Below are 20,087 nucleotides of genomic sequence, written 5' to 3'. Positions count from 1 at the left end.
GCGCGACCACGCCGTACCTGTCAGCCGTCCTTTCGCTTGCGCGAGGTCTTTGTCGCACCTGGCGCGACGACACCGTCCCGTTTCCTGGAGGGGGGGCCGACCAGCTGCGCGCGAGGCGCAGCGCAGGTGCTGGCGGGATAGACCAGACACGTGCACGGGGCCAGCACGCCAGGCGCGCCGGTCGCCGACAGGCCGACGAAACCGAGCGGTGCGTGGTAGTAGCGGGTGCCCTGCGGTGGTTCCGCCAGGGCATGGCCGTCGCGGTCGCGAGGCCAGCCGGTATCGCCGGTTGTCCGCACCGCGGCATGCCAATAGTCGCCGCTGAGATACTCGCCGTCCGGGTCGAAGCGCACCTGCAGGCCATCCTCCAGGTCGATCCAGTCGTCCTCCAGCCCGGACGACGGCCGCAGCGGCACCGCGCCGTCGTCGAGGCTGACGTCGTCGCGCGCCTGCTGGTCCCAGCGCCGCACCTTGCTGGTGGCGTTCGCCTGCCGTGGCGCGTCCGTCGCCAACACCAGTTCGTCGCCGTCGACGCTGGCCAGGCGGCACAGCGTGCCCGGCCGGCCTTGCAGATCGTCGTCCTCGTCGCTGAGCTCCACCCACTGCGCGTCGAGGAAGCCGCGCGTGCTGGCCACGCGCAGGCGTTTGCCGCCGCCGGACACCCAGCGCGTCGCCACGCTGCCGTTGTCGCGCGACCATTTGAAGGTCGGCGCGCCGCTTTCGCTGCCGCGATGGATTTCCACGCGGTAGAGATGGTTCTCGGTGCCGCGGTAGGCGACGTCGGGATCGGTCACGCAGGGATCGTCCAGGCGCTCTGGCGGTTCCAGGCGCAGCGTCATCGCCGCCCCGGCATCGCGCTCGAACAGCTGCAACGGCACCGCGCAGGCCTGCTCCGGGCTCTCGCGCAGCAGATCGCGCTGCGCCTGCAGCGCGTCCAGCTGTGCCTGCAGCAGGGCCCGCTCATCCTCGTCCTCGGTCTGCTCGATGCGCTTCTTCCAGTCGTCGATGCGCCCCTGCAAGCGCTTGTCCACCTCGGCCAGGTCGAGCGCGCGCACCTGCCAGACCACCTGCGAGCGGCTGCAGGTGTCCGCGCCGCCGAGCGCGACTTCGCGCAGGTGCGGCATTTCGATGCTGGTCACGTGGCGCTCCCACACCTTGAGATACACCCAGAATCGCGAGTCGTCGCGGTTGGCCGCGCCCAGCCAGCGGCGCAGCGCGTCGATCGGCCCATCCTTGCCGTCGGCCGGGGTGTAGTGCGGCTGCGCCAGGTAATCGCAGCCTTCGCTTTCGCACAGCATGCCCTGCACGTAGTAGCGGCCGGCACCGATCTGCAATCCCAGGCCGTCGTCGTCGTCCAGCGTCAGGCCGAAACCCGGACTGCCGGCCGGCGCGGCGTAGGGGCCGAACAGATCCAGCGCCAACGTGCGCAGGTGGTGCAGGAGGATGGCGCCCTGTTCGTTCGGATCGGCGTCCAGGGTGACGCGTCCCTGCTGCAGCAGCACTTGGCTGAAGTGGTGGCGGGGATCGAAGCTGACCCGCGAGAAATCGCCTTTCATGGGTAGGTCCTTTTTTGGTTCAGTCCGCGAACAGGAGCCCGACCGTCATCCCGGCCGGCGTGTGTTGGTCCAGGCGCGCGCGCAGGTTGGCTTCGCGCTGGGGTTCGTAGAGATCGTGGTAGGCGCCCATCTCCGAGCCGTCATCGGCGCCACGGCGGATTTCCAGCGCGCTGTCCGGCGTCAGCCGCGCGTAGCCGGGCAGGCCGTAGCGGCGCGATTGGAAGCGCGGCTGCACGCGCTGGCGTTCGGCGCCGATCAGGACCTGTTCGGTCGCTTCCGGCAAATGGTGCGCGCGCACCGCTGCCGTCACCTCGTCGGGCTGGCAGCGGTAACGCCGCGGCGAGCGGCAGTGGCAGGGGATGTGGCTGTGGCGCACACAACCGATCTGGCGCCGCGCCACATTGAGGCAGGCGTCGAACACGCTGTTCTCGGCCAGCTCGACCGCATGCACCTGGACCTGGCCGAGCACCGTGCTGTCGCGCAGGGTCAGCCGGACGTGGGCGACCGCCGCATCCATCGCCCCGATCGCATCGCCGCTGCCGGCGGCATCGATGATGCTGTCCGCGATGACCAGCGCGATCGGATCGGTGCCGACCTCATCCTGGCGCACCTGGATCGAGCCGACGATGCTGTGCTCGATCTGTACGCGTGCCTGCACGCCGAGCAATTCCAGGCTGGGCTCGGAAGCGCGTTCGGGCGCGCAGTCGCAACCGATTCCCCAGCCCGGCATCAGCGTGCAATGGCGGATCGCCAGTTCGGCGCCACAGGCGGGGGTCTTGGCCGCCTGCTCGGCGTAGGCCTGCGGGTCGTGCGGGGCGCTGACCTGCATCGGCCGCCCGGCAAGCAGGATGCCTTCCAGCGCGAAGCGGCTGCCGACGTCCAGTTCCACGCCGAGCGCGTCGGGCAGGTCGGTCTGCCAGTCGATCAGGCGGATCACCGGCCGCGTTCCAGGGGCAGCGCACAGCATCAACGACTGGCCGGGACGCAGGCGCACGTGCACCGGTTCGACCCACACGCCGCTGTGCATCAGCTCGATCACCGCATGGGCGGGCGCTTCCTCCTCCCATTTGCGCAAGGCATCGCCGAGGCGCGGCAACGACGATGCACCGCCCTGGCCGACGCGATACAGCGTGAACGGCGGCGGTGGCCGCCGCGCCGGACGCGGATATTCGCCACCGCCCAGATCGGCCGCGAAGCCGTAGTGGTAGCTGACCCGCACGCCCTTCTTCGGCACCTGGTCGGGCGGGAACATCAGCCGTCCGCGCTGCGGGTCGACCGCGACCTTGCCGCGCGGTGGCCGGTAGCGCCAGCCGCTCAGGTCGGCCACCACGATCGCCTCGACCGGCACCGGCGCGCTGCCGTCCTGGCCGGCCCATTGCTCTGCCCAGATCGCCAGGCTGGCGTCGGCGCCGTAGTCCTGGCGCAGATGGTCGCGCAGATCGCGGCGACGCAGCGGCAGCGGCAGGTTCCGTTCGTCGGCCTGGTGGAACGCGTCCGGCTCCGGCCGCGGCTTGCGGTACAGCGGCGCATCCTGGCCCAGCACGCTGAAGGTGAAGCAATGCGCGCCGGCGTCCTCCACGCAGTAGGCCGGGGTGCGCGTGACCGGGTAGCTGCGCGTGCGCCAGACGTGCACGCCGACGCTGGGCACGTTGTGCCGGCCGCGGCGGTAGCGCGACTGGATGCGGCGCAGATCGGTGCTGCGGGCCAGGGTGTCGAACGGGCCGTCGCAGCGGTCCAGCGCGCGCATGTCGCGCAGGTCCGCCGTGCCCAGGCGCTCGGTATGCAGATGGCTGGGATGCTGGGCGCGGTCGAGCAAGCGGAAGTATTCCTGCGCGCGCGCCGGCCATCCGCCGACATCGAAGGCCAGGTCTTCCAGCAACGAGACCGTGCCCTTGCGGCGCCGTTGCGAGATCAGATGCGCGACCTCGCGCCGCGGCACGCGGACACGTTCCAGCGCCTGGCCACCGGCGCCATCGCCCAGTGCCGCCTCCACCGGCCGATAGCCGAGCAGGTCGGCGAGGTAGGGCACGGCCCAGTCCTCGGCGGTCTCGATGAACCAGTTGTCGTACAGACGCGCGATGTCGTCCTCGACCAGGTTCATCTGCTCGGCGATCACCCGCAGCAGCGCCTGCAGCGGATAGCCCTGTTCGGCGTCGCGGATGCGGTGCACCGCCGGCAGCAGCCGATACAGGCGGTCTTCGCGGGGAAGCGTGTGCAGCGAAGGAAGATCCATGTCTGCGCTCACGAGTCGGGGTTGAGGATCAGGGTGTCGGCGACGGACGCCATGAAGCAGGCGATCTGCGCGGGCCGGGCCACGCCTTGTTCGATGCGGCCCGGGCGCGCCTCCACGCGCGGTGGGGGCCGTTGCAGCGCAGCGCCAACGCTCAGCGACTTGCCCGCGTTGTCGCCATGCAGGATCCGCTGCACCTGCGCGGTGATCTGCGCCTGGCTCACCAGCCGCGGCTGCCCGCTCTGCGGGTCGATCTCGGTATCGGTGATGCCGCCGAAGCTGTCCACGTCGACCCAGTCGATCCCGGCCACCGACTGGATCGCCGCGATCGCCTCGCACAGCAGGGCCGGCTGCGCCAGCGCCCGCGCATCGAACCCGAAGCGCGCCAGCAGCCGCGTGCGCACCGCGGTGGCCACCGGTTCCCAGCGGTAGCCCGGCAACAGCCGCAACCGCGCCTGCAGGACCAGGGCGATGCGTTCGCGCCAGACCAGCCGTATCGGCAGTCCGGAATCGCCCAGCGTGCGCAGCGCCTGGGCCAGGTTGCGGTAGAGGTCCGAATCGATGTCGATCGGCATGTCCTCCACGCCGGCGTAGCTGATCTGCACGTAGTCGCCCGCCATGTCGGCCAGTCGCTGCGCATCGGCCTTGGCGATGCCGGCGAACATGCGGGTGAAGTCGGCGTAGTCCGATACCGACACCAGCCGGTCCAGGGCGATGACCGAGCGTGGCGCGTTCTCGCGGATCAGCGCCTCGGTCTCGCGGTCGGCGCCACCGGAGGCGCGCAGCGGATTGACCACATCCTTCAGCCCGAGCGGGCGGGTGACCATCAGCGCGACCTGGCCGGGGCGCACATTGCCGCCTTTGCCCAGGCCGTTGCGATATTCGGCGCGCAGGTTCTCGAATCCGCTGGGCGGACGCAGGCCATGCTCGCCATCGCCGAAGACCACCGCGGTGCCGCCGTCGCCATCGGTAGTGGTGACGAAGGCACGGTCGTGCGGTCCCAGCATCGCCAGGCTTTGCGCTTCCGGCCAGGCCACGTCGTTGACGTAGACCTTCAGCGTGCTGAGAGCGCCGAGTGCGGTTGGCGCCGGCCGCCAGGTCAGCGGCGGCTGGCGCAGGTCGAAGCGTTGCAACGGACGCCGCGCGTCGCTGCTCCCCAGCACTTCGCGCCGGGTCTCGCCGTGGCTGGCGGCGACGACATTGCCGCGGATGCGCACGCTGGCGCGGTAGTAGCGGTAGGCCAGCGGCGTGGCCAGCTGCAGGGTGGTGTGCGGGCGGTCGCCAGGCAGGTTCGGATCCTGCCCGTGGCGCAGCCCGGCGACCATCATCAACTCGGCCGCACGCACTCCGCGCACTCCGGCGATGTCGCTGCGTTCGCCTTCGACCACCACCCAGCGCCCGGACCCCAGCTGCTCGTGCAGCGGAGCCAGTTCCAGCGTGCCGCCGGCGACGTCATCGAGGATCGGCGCATCGGTCAGGACCAGCGAGCGCCGTTGCGGATGCAGCCAGGTGCTGCGCAGTTCGGTGATCAAGACGCGCGCCTCCTTGACTTCGACCTCGCGCCACTGGCTCGGGCCGTCCGCGTCGCCGAACTCCACCCGGGTGGTGTCGCCCGACAGGCCATAGGCGCTGCGCGGGCCGCTGCGTGCGCGGGCGACGCGCAATACCTCCAGGCGCGGCAGATCGTCGACGTCCTCGCCGGCGCGCGACACCAGGATCAGGGCTCCGGATGCCAACAAGGGAGCGGCGCTGGCCAGGAACGCGTTGCTGGATGACTCGTCGGGCGCATAGTGCCAATCGCTCCAGCTCTCCAGCGCCGGCAGGCCGGGCGAGTCGGTGGCAGGCACCGGATGCGCCGACGTAGCGCCGAACAACGCCTGGCCAGGCCCGAGCAAGTAGACCGCCTGCAGGGCCGAAGGCGCCGCGCCGGCAGTGGAGCCGCGCCAGGCATCGTAGTAAGCATCCTTCAGGCGCGGCGCGAAGCCGGTGATCAACTGCGGTTGCAGGTCGGCGCCGCGGGCGAAGGCATCGCCCAGGTCGCGGCGCAGGCGCAGGCGGTTGGCGGCCTGGACCTGCGGCGGCATCAGCAAGGCCTCCACTGCCTCATCGGGCGTGGACACGATCGGCGCCGCGCCAGGCAGTTCCAGTTGTTTCAGCGCATCGCCGAACTTGGCGATCGCATCGATGGAGTCGCCCTCCACGCCGTTCTGCAACCGCTCGGCCCACTCCGCCAGCGGCCACGCGTCCGCGCCCAGCAGCAGGCCATCGCGCAGCCGGGTGGCGTTGCGCACGGCGTTCGCATCGCCGTCGCCGTTGTCCTGCAGGCGCTGCAGCTCCAGTACCAGGTCCTGCAGCAATGGCAACGCCTGCGGCACCAGCGGCGCCAACGGTTGCAGACGCAGCGTGGTGCGCTGGGCTTCGAAATCGGTCTCCAGCGCCAGCACGCGACGCGCCTGGTAACGCATGGCGCCGGTAGCGAATTCGAACAACAGCAGGTCGCCGGCGCTTGCCTCGGTGTCCACGCCGGCCGCGTACACCACGTTCAAGGCGGGCAGGGTCGCCGCGTCGATCCGTTGCGGGCGCTGGCGGCGGATGCCGAGGTCGTTCCATACGCGACGCGCCTGCAGCGGCTCGTCGGTTTCGAACATCTGCGGCAACTCGTCCGGCCCGGGGATCGACTGCGCACGCGTGCCGACCGGCACCTCGACCGGCTCGGCCTGATGCTCGTCGACGTTGTAGGCCAGGTGCACGCTGGCCGACACGCCGGCGCGCGGCTGGTAGCCGACCAGGCGCGCGAGCTCGACCAGCGAGCGCCGCTGCACGGCCGTTCGCAGATAGCCTTCGTTGGCGATGCGCTCCTGGTAGAAGGTCAGCACGTCGCCGACGCAGGCCCAGGCATCGAGCAGCGCCAGCGCCGGATCGGCGGGGTCGCGGGTGGTCAGGGCCTGCAACGGGCGATGGTGCAGCAGCGTTTGGCCGTCCTCGCCGGGCGCCGTCGCTTCCATGCCGGACAGGCGCGCCTTCATGCTGGCCAGGAAGCGGCCGTGGGTGCCGACGCGATAGGGCAGCGCCGGCAGCGCCGGGCGCGGTGCGATCGCGACCGGCGTCATCGTCGCAACGCCGTCGCAGCAGCCGCACTGCGCGCCACCGCAGTGGCAATCGTGCGTACTCATCGCCCACCTCCCACGCTGATCGACAGTCGCCCGTGTTCGGGCCGGGCGGGATCGGCGTCCAGGCGCGCGATCTCGTTGCCACGCAAGGCCAGCACGCCATCGTCGAGTTCGCGGTTCGGCGGCGCGTACAGGCGTTGCAGGCGGGTGACCCGCGCGCATTCCACCCCCGGCACCGACATCGCCTCGGCCACCAGTGCGCTGACGCGGACGTTCTGGCCGAACTGCAGGCGGTCGGGATGGAAGTAGCCGGGCTGGCCGTCGCTGCGGCAGCCGGCGCCGAAGCGCTCGCGCAGGGCGGCGGCGACCGCGCCGCGCGCGTGGCCGGGCAGGGCGCAGACTTCCAGCGCGAGGTCCAGCGCGACGTAGCTCGCCGTTTCCACATGCAGGTCGTGGCCCATGCGGCGCACCCGTTCCAGGGCGGTCCGCACCTGCGCCAGCACCGCCGGCGCGGCCGGCACCTGGCCCAGCGGATCGAGCGCGACATCGGCTTCGTACCAACTGCCGGTCCAGACCAGTTCTGCGGCGGCGCGTTGCAGGCGCGGATCGCGTTCGGCGATGCGCGCGTAGTCGGCGGCGACGATGGCGCGCTGCAGGTCGCTGCGGAACGCCGACGGCGCCAGCAGGCGCGCCTGTGCCAGCGGTTCCGCATCGACGCCGCCACGCGCCGGCAACGGGTTGCCGAGGCGCAGATCGATGCCGCTCAGGCGCTGCCCACGCACGTACAGGCGATTGATGCTGCCGGCGCCGACATTGCCGGCGCTGCCGTTACCGACGCGATAGCGCGCCTGCATGGTGAGTCCGGCGCGCGGGCGCTGGCCCAGGCTGCCGTCGCCGAAGCGCACGCGCGCGCGGCCGTCGTTGTCGATCTCGGCGACGACGTGGCGGTCGCCGCCACGGCTGGCGAGCAGGTCGAACACCGGTTGCCAGGTGGCTTGGTCGCTGTCGAGCACGGCCAGGGCCGGCGATGCGTCGCGCGGATCGGCAGCGACGCTGGCGCTGGCCGCCGCAGTGGCGGCGGGGGCGGCATGGCGATGGGTCAGCGGCGACTCGGCCAGGCGCCAGCTCACGCGGGCTGCGCCCGCATCGGTCGGCGCCGGTTGACCCTCGCACTGGCATTCGGGCGGTGATTGCGCTTGCGGCACCGTACCCAGGTCCTGCGGCCCGGTGCTGCGGCCGTGATCGACCAGCAACACGTTGGCGAAGGCCATCGCGACATCGCGCAACCGGGCGCAGGCTGGCGCCGGGCCGAGCGCGGACAGGCACAGCGGAAAAGGCAGTGCGTCCTGCGCATGCCATTCGATCCGCAGCAATGGCGTCGGCCGCGGATCGTCGGGGCCTGACGGGAACAGGCTGTCCTCATCGGGCGCGACGCGGACCAGCCGCACCGGCCAGGCGCGCTGCGGATCGGCATCGGCCTCCAGGCCGCTGCGCGCGCCGACCACCTCGCGCAGGATCAGCACATCGCCGATGCGTAGATCGAGCGTGCGCGCCTGCCCCTCGGCGCCCGCCCAGCCGTCGCGCAACACCGCCGTGGTCGCGCCCCGCGGCAGGCAGCCGTCGTCGCGGCCCCAGTCGTACAGGCCGATGCGGCTGTGTGCGGCGCGCAGCCGCACGTTGGCCGCAGCGTCCGCACCGACCGGCTCGAACACCGCCAGTGCCGGTGCGTCCAGCGCGGCCATGCGTTCGTCGTCGAGCACCGTGGGCAGTGGTGCGTCGGCGGCGATGCCGCTGACAAACGCGATATCGGCCGCGGGCAGGTCGAGGTCGCTGTCGGTTTCCAGCGCCACCCAGGCGCGCGCGTTGCAGCCCTCGTGCAGGCGGTAGTCCACCAGGCGCGCATGGCGACGCACCGAGATGCGCTGGCGCGCCGTGCCGAGATAGGCCTCGGTGGCGACCGCGTCCTGGTAGTAGCTGAGGTAGTCGCCGGCGTAGGCCAGCAGTTCGGTCAGGGCGACGCCGAGGTCCGGCACGTAGCGCGGCTGCCAGGCCGGCGAGATCAGCGCCAGGCGATCCTCGATCAGGCGCTTGAAGCTCGCATAGTCCTTCACCAGGTAAGACAGCGACGGTTCGGCCGGCGCCGGTTCCACGCAGGCCGGCGCGCTGGCGCAGTCGAGCTCGGCGGGGCAGCCGACCTTGAACGAGAACGCCGCGCTCGCGTACATCGGGTCGAGCCCGGCCACGCCTTCGAGATGCAGCCGATAGGTGCCGTGATCGCCGCGCCGGTCCAGGCGCACGACCAGCCAGTCGTCGCGATCGGGACCGTCGCCGATCTGCGGGTCCACATCGACAATGACCAGGGGCCGGTCGCTACGCCCGCCTTCGAGCCGCAGATGGCCCGGCAGGCCCGGGCCGTCCTCGCGCAGTTCCGGCGGCAGCTTGCCGAGGAAGGTGACGTACAACGCACGCTGGTCGTCGGAGACTTCGACGAAATCCAGCCCGACCCGCCCCTGGAAGGCGCGGACGGCCTGGCGGCGCGGGTCGGTCAGGCAGGAAAGGTGCATGGCAAGGCTCCTGGTCGCGGCCTAGAGGGCGTGTTCGAAATCGGCGACGGCGTCTTCGCCGGTGCGCAGCACGCGGTACTCCACGTGTACGCGTAATGCTGCGTCGTCGGCGCTGACCTGCAGGGCACGCAGTTCGACCACGTCCTGCAGCCAACGCTGCAATGCCGCCTGCAGGGTGAACTGCACCGTCGCCGCCAGTTCCGGGCTGTTGCCGGCAAACACCAACTGCAGCAGGCCGCTGCCGAAATCCGGACGGTTGACGCGCTCGCCTGCCTGGGTGAACACCAGTTGCTCGATCAGGTCGCGCACGTGGCCATCGAACCCGACCTCAGCGCTGCGGCCGCGGCCATCGACGTGGAAAGGAAAGTCGAGGTACATGCTCATGCTCCTGGCGGTCACATCGCGCTGACGCGCGCCTGCATCGCGCCGACGATCGGCGCCCCTTGCGGAATCTGTTCGGCGCTCTGGCAGATGCCCGGTCCTGGCCCGGGCGCCGGTGCCAGCATCACCGGCAACCCCATCACCTTGACCCGGGTGCTCGGCATCGACCAGCGCACGGTCACGCAGGGCTGCGGTTTGCTTGGCGGCACGGTGAAGGGGCAGCCGAGTACGGCGATGGTCGGCGCGCCCGGCGGCATCACCGCCACCGGTTGCCCGACGACCAGCACCCGTGTCTGCCCGGGCACGATCTTGGCCTGGCCGGCGGCGTGCTGGCAGGTCATGGCGGCGTTGGCATGGAGCAGGAAACCCGGCATGGCGGAACCTCGGCTTAGGTAATGGTCATCGCGACTTTGTTGAAGGTGATCGCCGGGCCGACGAGATAGATCGACGCGCCCTTGCCGTTGTCGATGTAGATGCCGCTGTCGTTGACCACGAGCATCGCGCCGGTCGTACTCTTGAGCACGATGCCGCCGGTGACCGGCGTGGGCGGCATGTCGCTGACCATCACCATGTTCTGCAGCAGGGTCTGGATGACGATGTTGGGATCGGCGGGATTGCCGAGCTTGGCCATCGCCGGCGCGTCGCTGGGCAGGTCGAAACGGCAGCCCAGCCAGACCGGCTTGTTGGCGTTGCCCTGTTCGAACATCACCCATACGCCGGTGCCCGAAGGCGGCACCGCATAGATGCCCATGCCCGGACCGGGCGGGCCGGACAGCGGGGTGCACGGTTCGGCCCAGGTGGTGGGCACGAACGAGGCGACGTCGGCAATGGACAGCAGCAGGCGGCCGCGGAAGTAGGGGTCGGCATTGCTGGTGACGGTGCCGCGATAGATGCCGGGGAACTGGCCGTTGCGATGGGACTGGCTCATGTGGGCACCTTCGGCGTCAACGAGATCAGGCCGTCGCGGCTGAGCTGGAAGCTCTGCTTGTATTCGCCGCGCTTGAGTTTGTGGGTGACGCTGTCCACGTAGTACAGGCCGTCGTAGGCCATGCTGGCGCCGCGCACGCCGACCAGCATCCGCGAGCGCAGCACGTGGCCGTAGCGCAACACGTCGAGCGAGCCGGTGGCGGTGATGGCGTTGGCCGAGCCCTTGAGCAGGCGGCCGAGCACCTTCTTGGCGGTGGACAGCGTGTCGTCGCCGCCGGACTCGCGGAACATCGCCAGGCGCAACGGCGCGATCGGCCGCGCGCCCAGCGGCGGCTGGAAGATGCTGATCGCCGGGATCGGCAGCGGAATCGGTACCCGGCCGGTGACCGGGTCGTAGACGGTGACCAACATGTTCTCCTTGGCCAGGCCGTCGAGCGAGAAGCTCAGCGACTCGACATTGGTGTGCGCGTCCATGTTCACGTTCAGCGCCGGCTGCGGCACCGGCACGCGGATGTCAGGGCCGAGGTAGGCGATGCTCTGCCCCGGCAAGGGGCCGGGCTCGACGTAGAAGACGAAGCCGTTGTCGTCGGCGATGCGCCGCAGATGGGTCAGGTCGGTGCCGTTCTGCGACTCGATGCGCTCGGTCATGATCGGCTGGGTCGGAATGAAGCCGGGGATCACGATCGGCGCCACGCCCAGCGCGGCGTACTTGGCCAGCACCGCATAGGCCTGCACCGTGTCGGACATGTTGGGATATGGCAGGGCGAGCTCGATCAGGTCCATCGCCGCGCTGAGGTCGTCGCCGGTGACGGTCAGCGTCGACTGCCCCGGATCGTTGCTCGGCGCCAGGTCCTGGCGCGTCACCATGCCGTCCATCAGCACGTGCGGCATGCCGCCGAGCGTGACCATCACGATCACGCGCGTCACCAGCGGATCGAAATAGCCCGACGGCAACAGCGTGGTCAGCAGGCTGGAGTTCTTGCCCACCGCGAAGGTCAGCTGGAAACCGGCGCGGTCGCGGCCGCTGGTCACTTCCACGCTCTGCAACGCCTCGATCACCGCGCGCGGCACCGGGACCGGCACGGCCGGCCCGATCATCAGCGTGAGGTGGACGCCCTGCAGCATGGCTCATTCCCGCGCCGGCGGGGGCACGCCGTCGGGCAGGGCGATGCGCACGATCCCGCCGACCTCGTCGGTGAGCGCATCGGGGTGCATCACGCCGTTGGCGTCGCACAGGCGCCAGAACGCCTCTGGATCGCCCAGTTCGCGTGCGGCGATGTGGTCGGGGCGCTCGCCTTCGACCACTGCGTGTTCGCGCAGCACGCTGAAGCCGTCCACCCTCGGCAGGAAGCGCCGCTGCAGGTAGGGCACCACGGTGCCGTCGGGCAAGGTCAGCTCGGTCAGCGGGACATTGTGATAGCGGCTGGTCGGCGGGAAGTCGTAGTTGGCCATGATGGGTTGCTCAGTGGATGCCGGAGATGCCGAGCGCGCGGAAGTCGCCCTGGCCGGCCTGCGCGGCGAGGCGCTCGCGTGCCTGCAGGTAGCCCATGAACAGGCCGCCGCCGCGGCTGTCGAAGCCGAGGTCGTCGACGTTGAGCACGCGCAGGCCGAGCGAGACCTTGGCGCGGATCGGGTTGAGCTGGGTGTCGAACGCTTCCTCGGTGATGCTCAGCTCGGTCACCCGCACCGGCACGATGCGCTGCGGCCCGAACACGAACACCGCCAGCGGCGCTTGCGCCGGCGCGATCTCCAGCGAACCGGTCGAGGCCACCGCGTCGGCATTGCGCAGGTCGGCGCTGCTCGGCTGCACCAGCGCTTCCAGCGCCGCCAACTGCGGATGCAGGCCAAGCGTCACGTTGGGGCCGCGGCCGCTTTCCAGCGCATCGGTGGCGTCGATCTCGGCCTCGAGCTTGATCGTCTCCACCGCCGGGCCCTTCAAGCGCAGCGCCTCGCTGCGGTCGCCCTGGTCGCTGCCCACCCCGCGCACCTGCAGGGTCCGGGTGAGGGTGTCCGGGTTGTACTGCAGCGCCAGGATCCGCAGCACGTGGCCGGCCAGCGGGTCCAGCAGGGCCAGGCCACCTTTGACCAGCTTGGGCGTGCGCGAATAGCCGCTCATGGCGTTCTCACTCGTAGCTCTCGGCCACGCCGCGCAGGTAGCCGGGCTGGCGGCGATCCAGGGCGGCGGTGGCCATGCTCAGCGGACACTCTTCGGCGTCGTCGTCCATGCGCACGATGGGCAGTCGGTAATAGACGTTGTCCGGATCGTCCAGATCGATGTCCCAGGACGCCTCGTCCAGCGCTAGCACCATCACCAGGCCGATGTGGCGCGCCACCGCGTCGAGCACGGCGCGGTGCTCCAGCGCCAGCGCCGCATCAAGGCTGGCGAAGCGTTCGAGCAGGAAGGCTTCGACCGCATCGAGCGAGGCCATGTCGCGGCCCGGGTCGCTGGGCATCATCGCGTAGAGCTCGTCGCGCACTTCGACATCGCTGGCCAGCCAGATCTGGAAGTCCTCGCGCGAGTGGAATCTGAAGGCGTGGAAGGGGTCGGCCATGTCGGTATGCTCCGGAGTCGGGGAAGGGGTCATCGCTTGGGCAGATTGCGGCTGACGAAGGTGCTGTTGCCCTTGCCGTCGGAGGTGCGCCGCTCGACCAGGATGCCATTGTCCAGCAGCAGCTTGAGCAAGGGTCCGCTAGGTTCGGTATCGATCAGCATCCACTTGATCTTCCAGCCGCGTTTGACCAGCTTGGCGTCGCGCATCACTTCGGAAACGATGTCTTCGGTGGCGTAGATCTTGCCGGTCTCGTACGCCTTGACCTCGATGCCGATCTTCTTCTTGACGTCGGCGATATCCAGGCGGCGCACCTCATCCTTGCCGGTCTTGACCGTCTGCTCGGTCTTGCCCATGCCGATGCGCGCATGCTCGGCGGCGACGATGATGTTGGCCTTGTTGGCGCGATCGACGTTGGCGTCATAGACATTGGACCAGCTGTCGTAAGGCAGGTCGCCGCCGATCAACTCGTACATTTCGCGGCGGATCGCCTTGTGCCGCTTGCTGCCCACGTCCTGCTGGCGCAGCTTGGTTTCGAGCTCGGCGTACTGGCGCTGCTTGGCCTTGGACAAGCCCTTGGCGGCAACGAAGCCTTCGCCGTCGCCAGCGAACGCGGTGCCCATGTCGAGCGTGCGCAGATGCTGATCGAGCTGCACCTGCAGGCTCTCGAGCTCGGCCATCGCCTGCGCCGCGGCTTCCGGGCCGAGCGTGCGCATGTGCTCCATCTGCTGCTTGATCGCCTTGGGCAGCTTCTGTACTTCGAGGCTAGCCTCGTACGAGGCGCGGTGTTCGGGTTTGATCGCATCGATGCCGATCAGCCGCGCGATGTCGGCGATGGCCAGCTTCACCCGGCCGGAGAAGCCCTGGTATTTCTGCATCGCGCGCACGGTATCGGCATGCATGCCGACCGTTTCCGGACGGGCGTCGGGGCTGCAACGGATGCGGATCTCGGTGATCAGCCCGGTCTTGTCGTTGATGTCGTAATCGACCCGGACATCGTTGCCTTCGAGCTTGTCGTCGATGCTGGCGAGCTTGCGCATGTCCGGCGGCAACTCGTGGGCCATTTCTTCCAGGGTGGAGCGGCGCTCGGTCGCCGGCGCGGTGCCGGGGCCGGCTTGTTCGGGATGCGCAGCGGCCGCTTCCTTGTCGGCCTTGGCGCGGGCCTCGTCGTCGACGCTGTTGGTTTTTTCCTTGATCGCGGGCGGCTCGCCCAGTTGGGGTTCACCGGGCGCGCGTTCCAGCGGGCTCTTGGCGGTGGGTTCGCCCGGAGTCGGCGCGCGTTCGGCCGGCAGGCTTTCCTTGGCAGCCGCGCCCTTGGCTTCCGGCTTTGCCGGCCCTTGCGCCTCCTTGGCCGCCTGCTTGGCCTTCATCACGTTGCCGGCGATGAACATGCCGTTGTTCTGCACCGCCGAACCGATCGCCTGCGCGCGGGCGCGGCGGGCGGCGGCATGGGTCATGTTGCCGCTGCGTTCCTGCGCGGCGATATCGACCATCTGATCGAGGAAGCTGAGGTTGCCCCAGATCAGCCCACCGTAGTTCATGACCTCGTTGGCGATCTCCACGCCCTTGGCGATCCGCTCGGCGGCCTTGAGCGCGTCGGTGGCGGCGCTGATCTGGGCCTGGGTGAACTTGCCGTCCTGGACGATCGCGAACACCTTCTCGAACTTCTGCACGCGCAGCCCGGCCCCCAACTGGCCGGCCGCGCCGACACCGCCGAGCACGCCGAGCACATCGCTGACAGTCTGCGCGTCCAGGTACAGGCGGCCCGCCTGCCAGCGCTGGATCAGCCGCGCCGCCGCAACGCCGGCGCCGATCACCGCGCCGGCGGTACCGGCCGAGGCGACGAACAGGCCGACCGCGGCCAGCGTCATCACCAGGTCGTCCAGGCGCTTCTCGGCCAGCGCCCAGTTGGCCGGCGCACTTTCCACGTACATGGTTTCCGGCGCGCCGGATTCCAGCCCCAGGTTGCCGGTACGCACGCCGATCTTGCCGCGGCCGTACGATGCATGGCCGCCGAACTTGGTCAGCGCCGAGCGTAGCGCCTCGCTCGGCGTGCCGCCCATGCCGACATAGGCATCGCCATCCCGGTTGGTGACGTCGCTGACCAGCCAACGGTGCCGGTCGCCGTGCTTGGCCATCGGCCCGGCCGACAGCAGCATCGGATACTGCTCGCCGGTGACCTCGGAGATCAGCGTGGCGTTGAGCCGGCGCATCGGCGGCAGGTCGCCCGCGCCTGCGGTGCGCTCGGCCTCGTGGCGCTGGTAGCGCTTGATCTGGTCCTGCACCAGTTCCAGGTCGCGCTCGCGGCCGTAGTCGGAGAGGTTCGGCGCCTCCTTCCTGAAGTCGTCCAGTTCCTTCTGCTTCTCGGCCTCGCTCTTGCGCAGTACGTCCAACGCCGAGCCTTCAAAGCGCAGCCGCGCCTGCGACAGCAACTCGCGGAGGTACTTGCCCTTGGCGACCTCACCGGCAGCGTCGGCCAGCTTGATCTGCGCCTCCAGTTCGGCCAGTTGCGCGCTGGGCTCGTCCAGCGCTTCGTCTACCGCCTTTTCCATCGGCGCCACTTCGGTGATCTTGGACGCGACCGAGGGCGGACGGATGATCTGCTTGCCTTCGCGGTCCTCGTTGATCGCCGGCGTGGTGATCGTGCGCACCAGGTAGATGCCTTTCTTGGTGAAAGGGATTTCCTGTTGCGTACGCGGGCCAGCGAACAGCTCGGCCACCCAGCTCAGCGCCGCGCCTATGGCGGTGGTCAGCAGCGAGACCGGCGCCAGTTCCAGTGCCAGCCGATTCGCGGCGGCATTGGATAGACGCTCGCCTACGGTGTCGCCCTGCGGGTTGAGCGTTCCGTGGGCGGCGCGAAGATTGTCCTTCCGCCAGTCGCTGAAGGCGCGATTGAACTCGTGGTTGGCCCCGCCCATGCCGGTGACGTCCTTGCCGGTGCCTTTCCTCGCATGCTGGAGCTGTGCCAGCCTTTCCTCGTAGCTGGGGCCGCTGTCGTCGACCTTCTCGCCCTTCTGCTTGGCCTTGTCCTTGTTGGCCTGCTGCTCGGCGTATTGGGTGACGTCGAACGACTCCCAGCGGTAGTGGATGGTTTCGCCGATCTGCGAGATCGCCTGCGAGGCCATGTTGTAGTTGCCGTTGGCGCCCCAGTCGATGGTGGCCGAATAGGTGGGGTTGGCATCGACCGGGACCAGCTTGGGACCGGTCATGTTGACAGGCCACGGCGGCGCATTCGGCGGTTGGCCGTCGCCGCGACCTTGGAGCGGACTGGCATACAGGCCGGCGCCGCCGGCGCCCTCCTTGCCGCCGCGACCGCCGCTGTCGTAGGTGGGCACGAAATAGATCACCAGCGGGTTCGGCGTGGCGTTGACCCGCTGCCGGAACGTGCCGGCGTCCTGCAGGATGGCAGTGAGATCCATGATCGGCAGGCGCTTCGGCGCGGCGGCACCGGCGCCTGCCTTCTTGGCGTCGTCGGCGGCCTGCTGCTTCTCCTCGGCACTGAGGTCGCGCGAGACCACCGGGCTGGCGCTGGACTCGATGTCGATGCTCTTGCCGCTGCGATCCACGGTCACCGCGCGCATCGCGTTGCCGTAGTGCACGTAGATGCCGGGGGTGAACGCCAGCCCCTTGATGTCCTTGAAGGGCAGCTTGCCGCCGACCGGCTTGCCGCTGTCGTCATAGACCTTGAGGAACTTCGGGTGCAGGCCGACGAAGACCATCTTGCGCAGCGCTTCCCCGCGGAAGTTCAGGTGGTTGGCGCCCATGTAGGCGGCCGCCGCGTCCATGCCGCTGCTGTGGATCTGCAGCCGCGTCCAATCGGGGTCGTCGGTCTTCTTCTGCTCCGTATCGGCGGGCTTGGGCGCCGTGGTCGTGCCGGCATTGGGCTTGCGCCGCAGCACCGGCGGCATGCCGCGGTCCTGGGCGACATGCGCCAGCTCGTGCGCGATCAGGCGCCGGCCTTCGACATCGCGCGGCGCATACCGGCCCTGGTCGAAGACGACATGCGCGCCGACGCTGTAGGCCTGCGCGTCCAGCGCCCTCGCCGATTGCGCGGCGACGGCGTCATGGTGCAGGCGCACATGTCCCAGCGAGGTGCCGGTGTGCGCTTCCATGTCTTCGCGCAGCGCCGGCGCCAGCGGCTGGCCGGGACTGCCGAGCGTGCGCGCCAGCGACACCGGCGGGGCGATGTGCGCAGCCCGGTCGCGCGGTGCGGTGGACGCTGGCAACGCAGGTGCGGAACGACCCGCCGCGTACGCATCGGCGAAGCGGTCGGCGTCGCGTTCGCGCGGGTCGTCGATGTCGCCGATGGCGATCGGTCCGGCAGCGTGCAAGGCGGCGGCACAGGCGGTACAGCGCGCTTCGCCCATCGTGTGGTTGCCACAGGCGCAACGCGAGGCGGCGGCCGACGCGGGCACCGCCAGGCAGGTGTCGCGCTGGCGCAGTGCCTTGGTCATCGGCGCAGGCCGCCGAGCAGCGAACTGGCGACGGCGCGCGCGCCGTCTTCCGCGGAGGTGCTGCGGCCGAGCGCGACCGGTGCTGCGGCCAGGCGCTCCTGCGCGAGCGGCCGCGGCGGTAGCGACTGTTGCGCCAGCAGCACGCCGAGTTGCCGTTCCAGCGCCGCCTGGAAGAGCGGATGCTGGCCGGGGCCGAGCGCGACACCGTGCAGGACGACACGTTCGATATGCAGCCGGGCGCTCATGCCGGCGTTCTCGCGGACGCCGGCGCCGGCCGCGCCGTGGCACGGAAGTCCGCCTCGTCGACCGGCCGGCCCAGTTTGCGCAGTTCCGCGCGCACCGCCGCCAGCATCCGCGGCATGTCCACCGCATCGTCGTCGGCCGCGGCGGCGAAGGCGGCATTGAGCGCGATGGAATGGATGTTGCCGCCGCTGAGGTTGAAGCGCGCCAGGCGCTCGCAATCCAGTGCGCGGCGCGGCACCTCCGCCGGCAACGCGTTGCGCCAGATGCGGCAGCGTTCGGCCGGGCCGGGGTACGGGAAGTTCACCACGAAGCGCAGGCGCCGCAGGAACGCATTGTCGAGCGAGGCCTTCATGTTGGTGGCCAGGATGGCGAGGCCGGAGAACGACTCCATGCGCTGCAGCAGGTAGTTGGTCTCGATGTTGGCGTAGCGATCGTGGCTGTCCTTGACCTCGCTGCGCTTGCCGAACAGGGCGTCGGCCTCGTCGAAGAACAACAGGGCGCCGCCCTGTTCGGCGGCGTCGAACAGACGCCGCAGATTCTTCTCGGTCTCGCCGATGTATTTGCTGACCACCGAGGAAAGGTCGATGCGGTACAGGTGCAGGCGCAGTTCGTTGGCGATGACCTCGGCGGCCATGGTCTTGCCGGTGCCGCTCTCGCCGGCGAACAGCGCGCTGATGCCGAGACCGCGGTTCATGCGCTCGCCATAGCCCCATTCGCGGTAGACGCGGTGGCGCGCGCGCGCCTGCGCGGCGATCTGCCGCAGCAGCGCATGCGGTTCCTCGCCCAGCATCAGGTCGTTCCAGTGCGCCCTGGGCTCCAGCCGCTGCGCCAACAGGTCCAGCCGCGGCGAAGCGAAGTCGCGGCACAGATCCCAGGCGGGAATGGCGCGCGTCCGTGCACCTGCGGCGGCCTCGCCGATGCGGCCGAGGTCGAGATCGAAGTGGCTGGACAGGCTGGCGGCTTCGGTCTCGTTGTCTTCCCCGGCGAGGGCTTCGCGCCAGGCGTGATACTGCTCGCTGGCCGCCGGCAGCGGCGCGCGGACATGACAACTCGGCACGTCCAGCGCCAACGGCGTATCGCGCAGGCCGACGAACACCGGCCCCAGCGGCAGGGAGAGCAAGGTCGACAACGCGGCCAGCCGTTCGCCCTCGGCCTCGTCGGCCTCCACGTACAAGGCCAGCGGCAGCAGCAGGCTTTCGCGGCGCCACAGGCGCGCCAGCGTCTCCAGTTCGCCGCGCTGCAACGGCAGCGATTCGGACGCGATGCGGTGCAGCCGGCGCGACAGCCGCGCACAGACCTGGGTGGCGATCGCCAGGCGGCTATGGCGGTCCTGGCCCAGCAGCTGGACCACCGGCGGGACATCACCGGGCGCATCGTCGAGCGCCGCCAGGATCTGCTCCACGCTGGCCTGCTGCAGCGCCGACACCGGTCGCTCGGCGACCTCGGGGCCGATCCAGGCGCCGAGACGCGCATCGGCCACGTTGAGGCCTTTGACGGCGTTGACGATGCGCTCGTCCGCGCGCAACGCGGCGGCGGTGAGCGCGGTCGCACCGGGCTGGTTGATCTCCAGCAGGCGCAGGTGGCGCAGCGGCCGGTGCGGCGACAAGGCATCCCACGCCGCATCGTCGAACAGGCGCAGCGCCAGCGCGAACGTCGGCGCCGACACGCCGTCCTGCGCGGCCGCAATCGCGGCGGGCAGCGTCGAATCCAGTTCGACCGCCACGCACAGCCACAGGACGTCGGTCTCGAAGCGATCCAGGCCGAAACGTCGCGCCAGCGCCAGCAGTGCCGGTAGCGGCTCGTCGCCCGCAATGGCATCGCGCGCCGCGGCGACGTCGGCCAGTGATGCGGCGGGATCCGGTGCCGGCAGAGCCGGCAGGTCGGGCGCGTGTTTCTTCCAGCGCGACCAGGAACGTGGCGATCCGCCAGCTGCGGTGGTTGCGGCAACGGTGGCGGTGGACGGCGTCACCGCCTGCAGGCGCAGGTGCAGCCAGTCCAGCGACAGCTCGAGATAGCGCTCGTTGGCCAGGCTCCAACCGGGGTGGTCGTGGGGGGCAAGGGTGCGCATGGGCC

At 70.1% G+C, this 20,087-nt stretch carries 14 protein-coding genes; all 14 read right to left on the bottom strand.

Going from position 1 to position 20,087, the window contains the following annotated elements; genetic code table 11:
* Window positions 1-20: 20 nt before the first annotated feature.
* Genes VDQ83_RS03095 through VDQ83_RS03030 form a run of 14 tightly spaced genes read right to left on the bottom strand, consistent with a single transcriptional unit; the run spans window position 21 to window position 20,082 of the window.
* Window positions 21-1,556 carry a DUF6519 domain-containing protein gene (locus tag VDQ83_RS03095; protein ID WP_455433813.1) on the bottom strand — a complete coding sequence of 512 codons (1,536 nt, stop codon included), beginning with the start codon at window positions 1,554-1,556 and terminating at the stop codon, window positions 21-23.
* Window positions 1,557-1,575: 19 nt separating this feature from the next.
* Window positions 1,576-3,789, bottom strand: coding sequence for a hypothetical protein (locus VDQ83_RS03090; RefSeq protein ID WP_455433812.1), 2,214 nt, complete (start codon window positions 3,787-3,789; stop codon window positions 1,576-1,578).
* An 8-nt stretch (window positions 3,790-3,797) separates the two neighbouring features.
* Window positions 3,798-6,959 carry a putative baseplate assembly protein gene (locus VDQ83_RS03085; RefSeq protein WP_455433811.1) on the bottom strand — a complete coding sequence of 1,054 codons (3,162 nt, stop codon included), beginning with the start codon at window positions 6,957-6,959 and terminating at the stop codon, window positions 3,798-3,800.
* The gene (locus VDQ83_RS03080; RefSeq protein ID WP_455433810.1) at window positions 6,956-9,460 is read right to left on the bottom strand and encodes a putative baseplate assembly protein; all 2,505 of its coding nucleotides are present in this window, start codon (window positions 9,458-9,460) and stop codon (window positions 6,956-6,958) included. Before VDQ83_RS03080 ends, VDQ83_RS03085 begins: the two co-directional genes overlap by 4 nt.
* A gap of 21 nt (window positions 9,461-9,481) precedes the next feature.
* The gene (locus VDQ83_RS03075) at window positions 9,482-9,838 is read right to left on the bottom strand and encodes a GPW/gp25 family protein (protein ID WP_263394572.1); all 357 of its coding nucleotides are present in this window, start codon (window positions 9,836-9,838) and stop codon (window positions 9,482-9,484) included.
* Window positions 9,839-9,855: 17 nt separating this feature from the next.
* The gene (locus tag VDQ83_RS03070; protein ID WP_263394571.1) at window positions 9,856-10,215 is read right to left on the bottom strand and encodes a hypothetical protein; all 360 of its coding nucleotides are present in this window, start codon (window positions 10,213-10,215) and stop codon (window positions 9,856-9,858) included.
* Between the two features lie 14 nt (window positions 10,216-10,229).
* The gene (locus VDQ83_RS03065; RefSeq protein ID WP_263394570.1) at window positions 10,230-10,769 is read right to left on the bottom strand and encodes a phage baseplate assembly protein V; all 540 of its coding nucleotides are present in this window, start codon (window positions 10,767-10,769) and stop codon (window positions 10,230-10,232) included.
* Entirely contained in the window at window positions 10,766-11,893 is a 1,128-nt protein-coding gene (locus VDQ83_RS03060; RefSeq protein WP_455433809.1) for a hypothetical protein, read from the bottom strand. Before VDQ83_RS03060 ends, VDQ83_RS03065 begins: the two co-directional genes overlap by 4 nt.
* A 3-nt stretch (window positions 11,894-11,896) precedes the next feature.
* Window positions 11,897-12,220, bottom strand: coding sequence for a LysM domain-containing protein (locus VDQ83_RS03055; RefSeq protein WP_309916084.1), 324 nt, complete (start codon window positions 12,218-12,220; stop codon window positions 11,897-11,899).
* 10 nt (window positions 12,221-12,230) lie between these two features.
* Window positions 12,231-12,884 (bottom strand): hypothetical protein, encoded by a 654-nt coding sequence (locus VDQ83_RS03050; RefSeq protein ID WP_455433808.1) that lies wholly within the window; start codon window positions 12,882-12,884, stop codon window positions 12,231-12,233.
* A gap of 7 nt (window positions 12,885-12,891) precedes the next feature.
* Complete coding sequence (locus VDQ83_RS03045) at window positions 12,892-13,320, bottom strand: hypothetical protein (RefSeq protein ID WP_263394566.1); 429 nt, start codon at window positions 13,318-13,320, stop codon at window positions 12,892-12,894.
* Between the two features lie 29 nt (window positions 13,321-13,349).
* Window positions 13,350-17,771: an eCIS core domain-containing protein gene (locus VDQ83_RS03040; RefSeq protein ID WP_455433807.1), complete on the bottom strand. Its 4,422-nt coding sequence runs from the start codon at window positions 17,769-17,771 to the stop codon at window positions 13,350-13,352.
* Complete coding sequence (locus tag VDQ83_RS03035; RefSeq protein WP_455433806.1) at window positions 17,768-18,016, bottom strand: hypothetical protein; 249 nt, start codon at window positions 18,014-18,016, stop codon at window positions 17,768-17,770. Before VDQ83_RS03035 ends, VDQ83_RS03040 begins: the two co-directional genes overlap by 4 nt.
* Window positions 18,013-20,082, bottom strand: a complete 2,070-nt coding sequence (locus VDQ83_RS03030; RefSeq protein ID WP_455433805.1) for an ATP-binding protein — start codon at window positions 20,080-20,082, stop codon at window positions 18,013-18,015. Before VDQ83_RS03030 ends, VDQ83_RS03035 begins: the two co-directional genes overlap by 4 nt.
* Window positions 20,083-20,087: the final 5 nt, after the last annotated feature.

Source organism: Xanthomonas sp. WHRI 7945, assembly GCF_035026585.1.
This window is presented reverse-complemented; position numbering and strand designations above follow the sequence as displayed.

Coding starts and splice junctions, on each gene's coding strand:
- VDQ83_RS03095 (WP_455433813.1), bottom strand. CDS start 1,556: ATGAAAGGCGATTTCTCGCGGGTCAGCTTCGATCCCCGCCACCACTTC.
- VDQ83_RS03090 (WP_455433812.1), bottom strand. CDS start 3,789: ATGGATCTTCCTTCGCTGCACACGCTTCCCCGCGAAGACCGCCTGTAT.
- VDQ83_RS03085 (WP_455433811.1), bottom strand. CDS start 6,959: ATGAGTACGCACGATTGCCACTGCGGTGGCGCGCAGTGCGGCTGCTGC.
- VDQ83_RS03080 (WP_455433810.1), bottom strand. CDS start 9,460: ATGCACCTTTCCTGCCTGACCGACCCGCGCCGCCAGGCCGTCCGCGCC.
- VDQ83_RS03075 (WP_263394572.1), bottom strand. CDS start 9,838: ATGTACCTCGACTTTCCTTTCCACGTCGATGGCCGCGGCCGCAGCGCT.
- VDQ83_RS03070 (WP_263394571.1), bottom strand. CDS start 10,215: ATGCCGGGTTTCCTGCTCCATGCCAACGCCGCCATGACCTGCCAGCAC.
- VDQ83_RS03065 (WP_263394570.1), bottom strand. CDS start 10,769: ATGAGCCAGTCCCATCGCAACGGCCAGTTCCCCGGCATCTATCGCGGC.
- VDQ83_RS03060 (WP_455433809.1), bottom strand. CDS start 11,893: ATGCTGCAGGGCGTCCACCTCACGCTGATGATCGGGCCGGCCGTGCCG.
- VDQ83_RS03055 (WP_309916084.1), bottom strand. CDS start 12,220: ATGGCCAACTACGACTTCCCGCCGACCAGCCGCTATCACAATGTCCCG.
- VDQ83_RS03050 (WP_455433808.1), bottom strand. CDS start 12,884: ATGAGCGGCTATTCGCGCACGCCCAAGCTGGTCAAAGGTGGCCTGGCC.
- VDQ83_RS03045 (WP_263394566.1), bottom strand. CDS start 13,320: ATGGCCGACCCCTTCCACGCCTTCAGATTCCACTCGCGCGAGGACTTC.
- VDQ83_RS03040 (WP_455433807.1), bottom strand. CDS start 17,771: ATGACCAAGGCACTGCGCCAGCGCGACACCTGCCTGGCGGTGCCCGCG.
- VDQ83_RS03035 (WP_455433806.1), bottom strand. CDS start 18,016: ATGAGCGCCCGGCTGCATATCGAACGTGTCGTCCTGCACGGTGTCGCG.
- VDQ83_RS03030 (WP_455433805.1), bottom strand. CDS start 20,082: ATGCGCACCCTTGCCCCCCACGACCACCCCGGTTGGAGCCTGGCCAAC.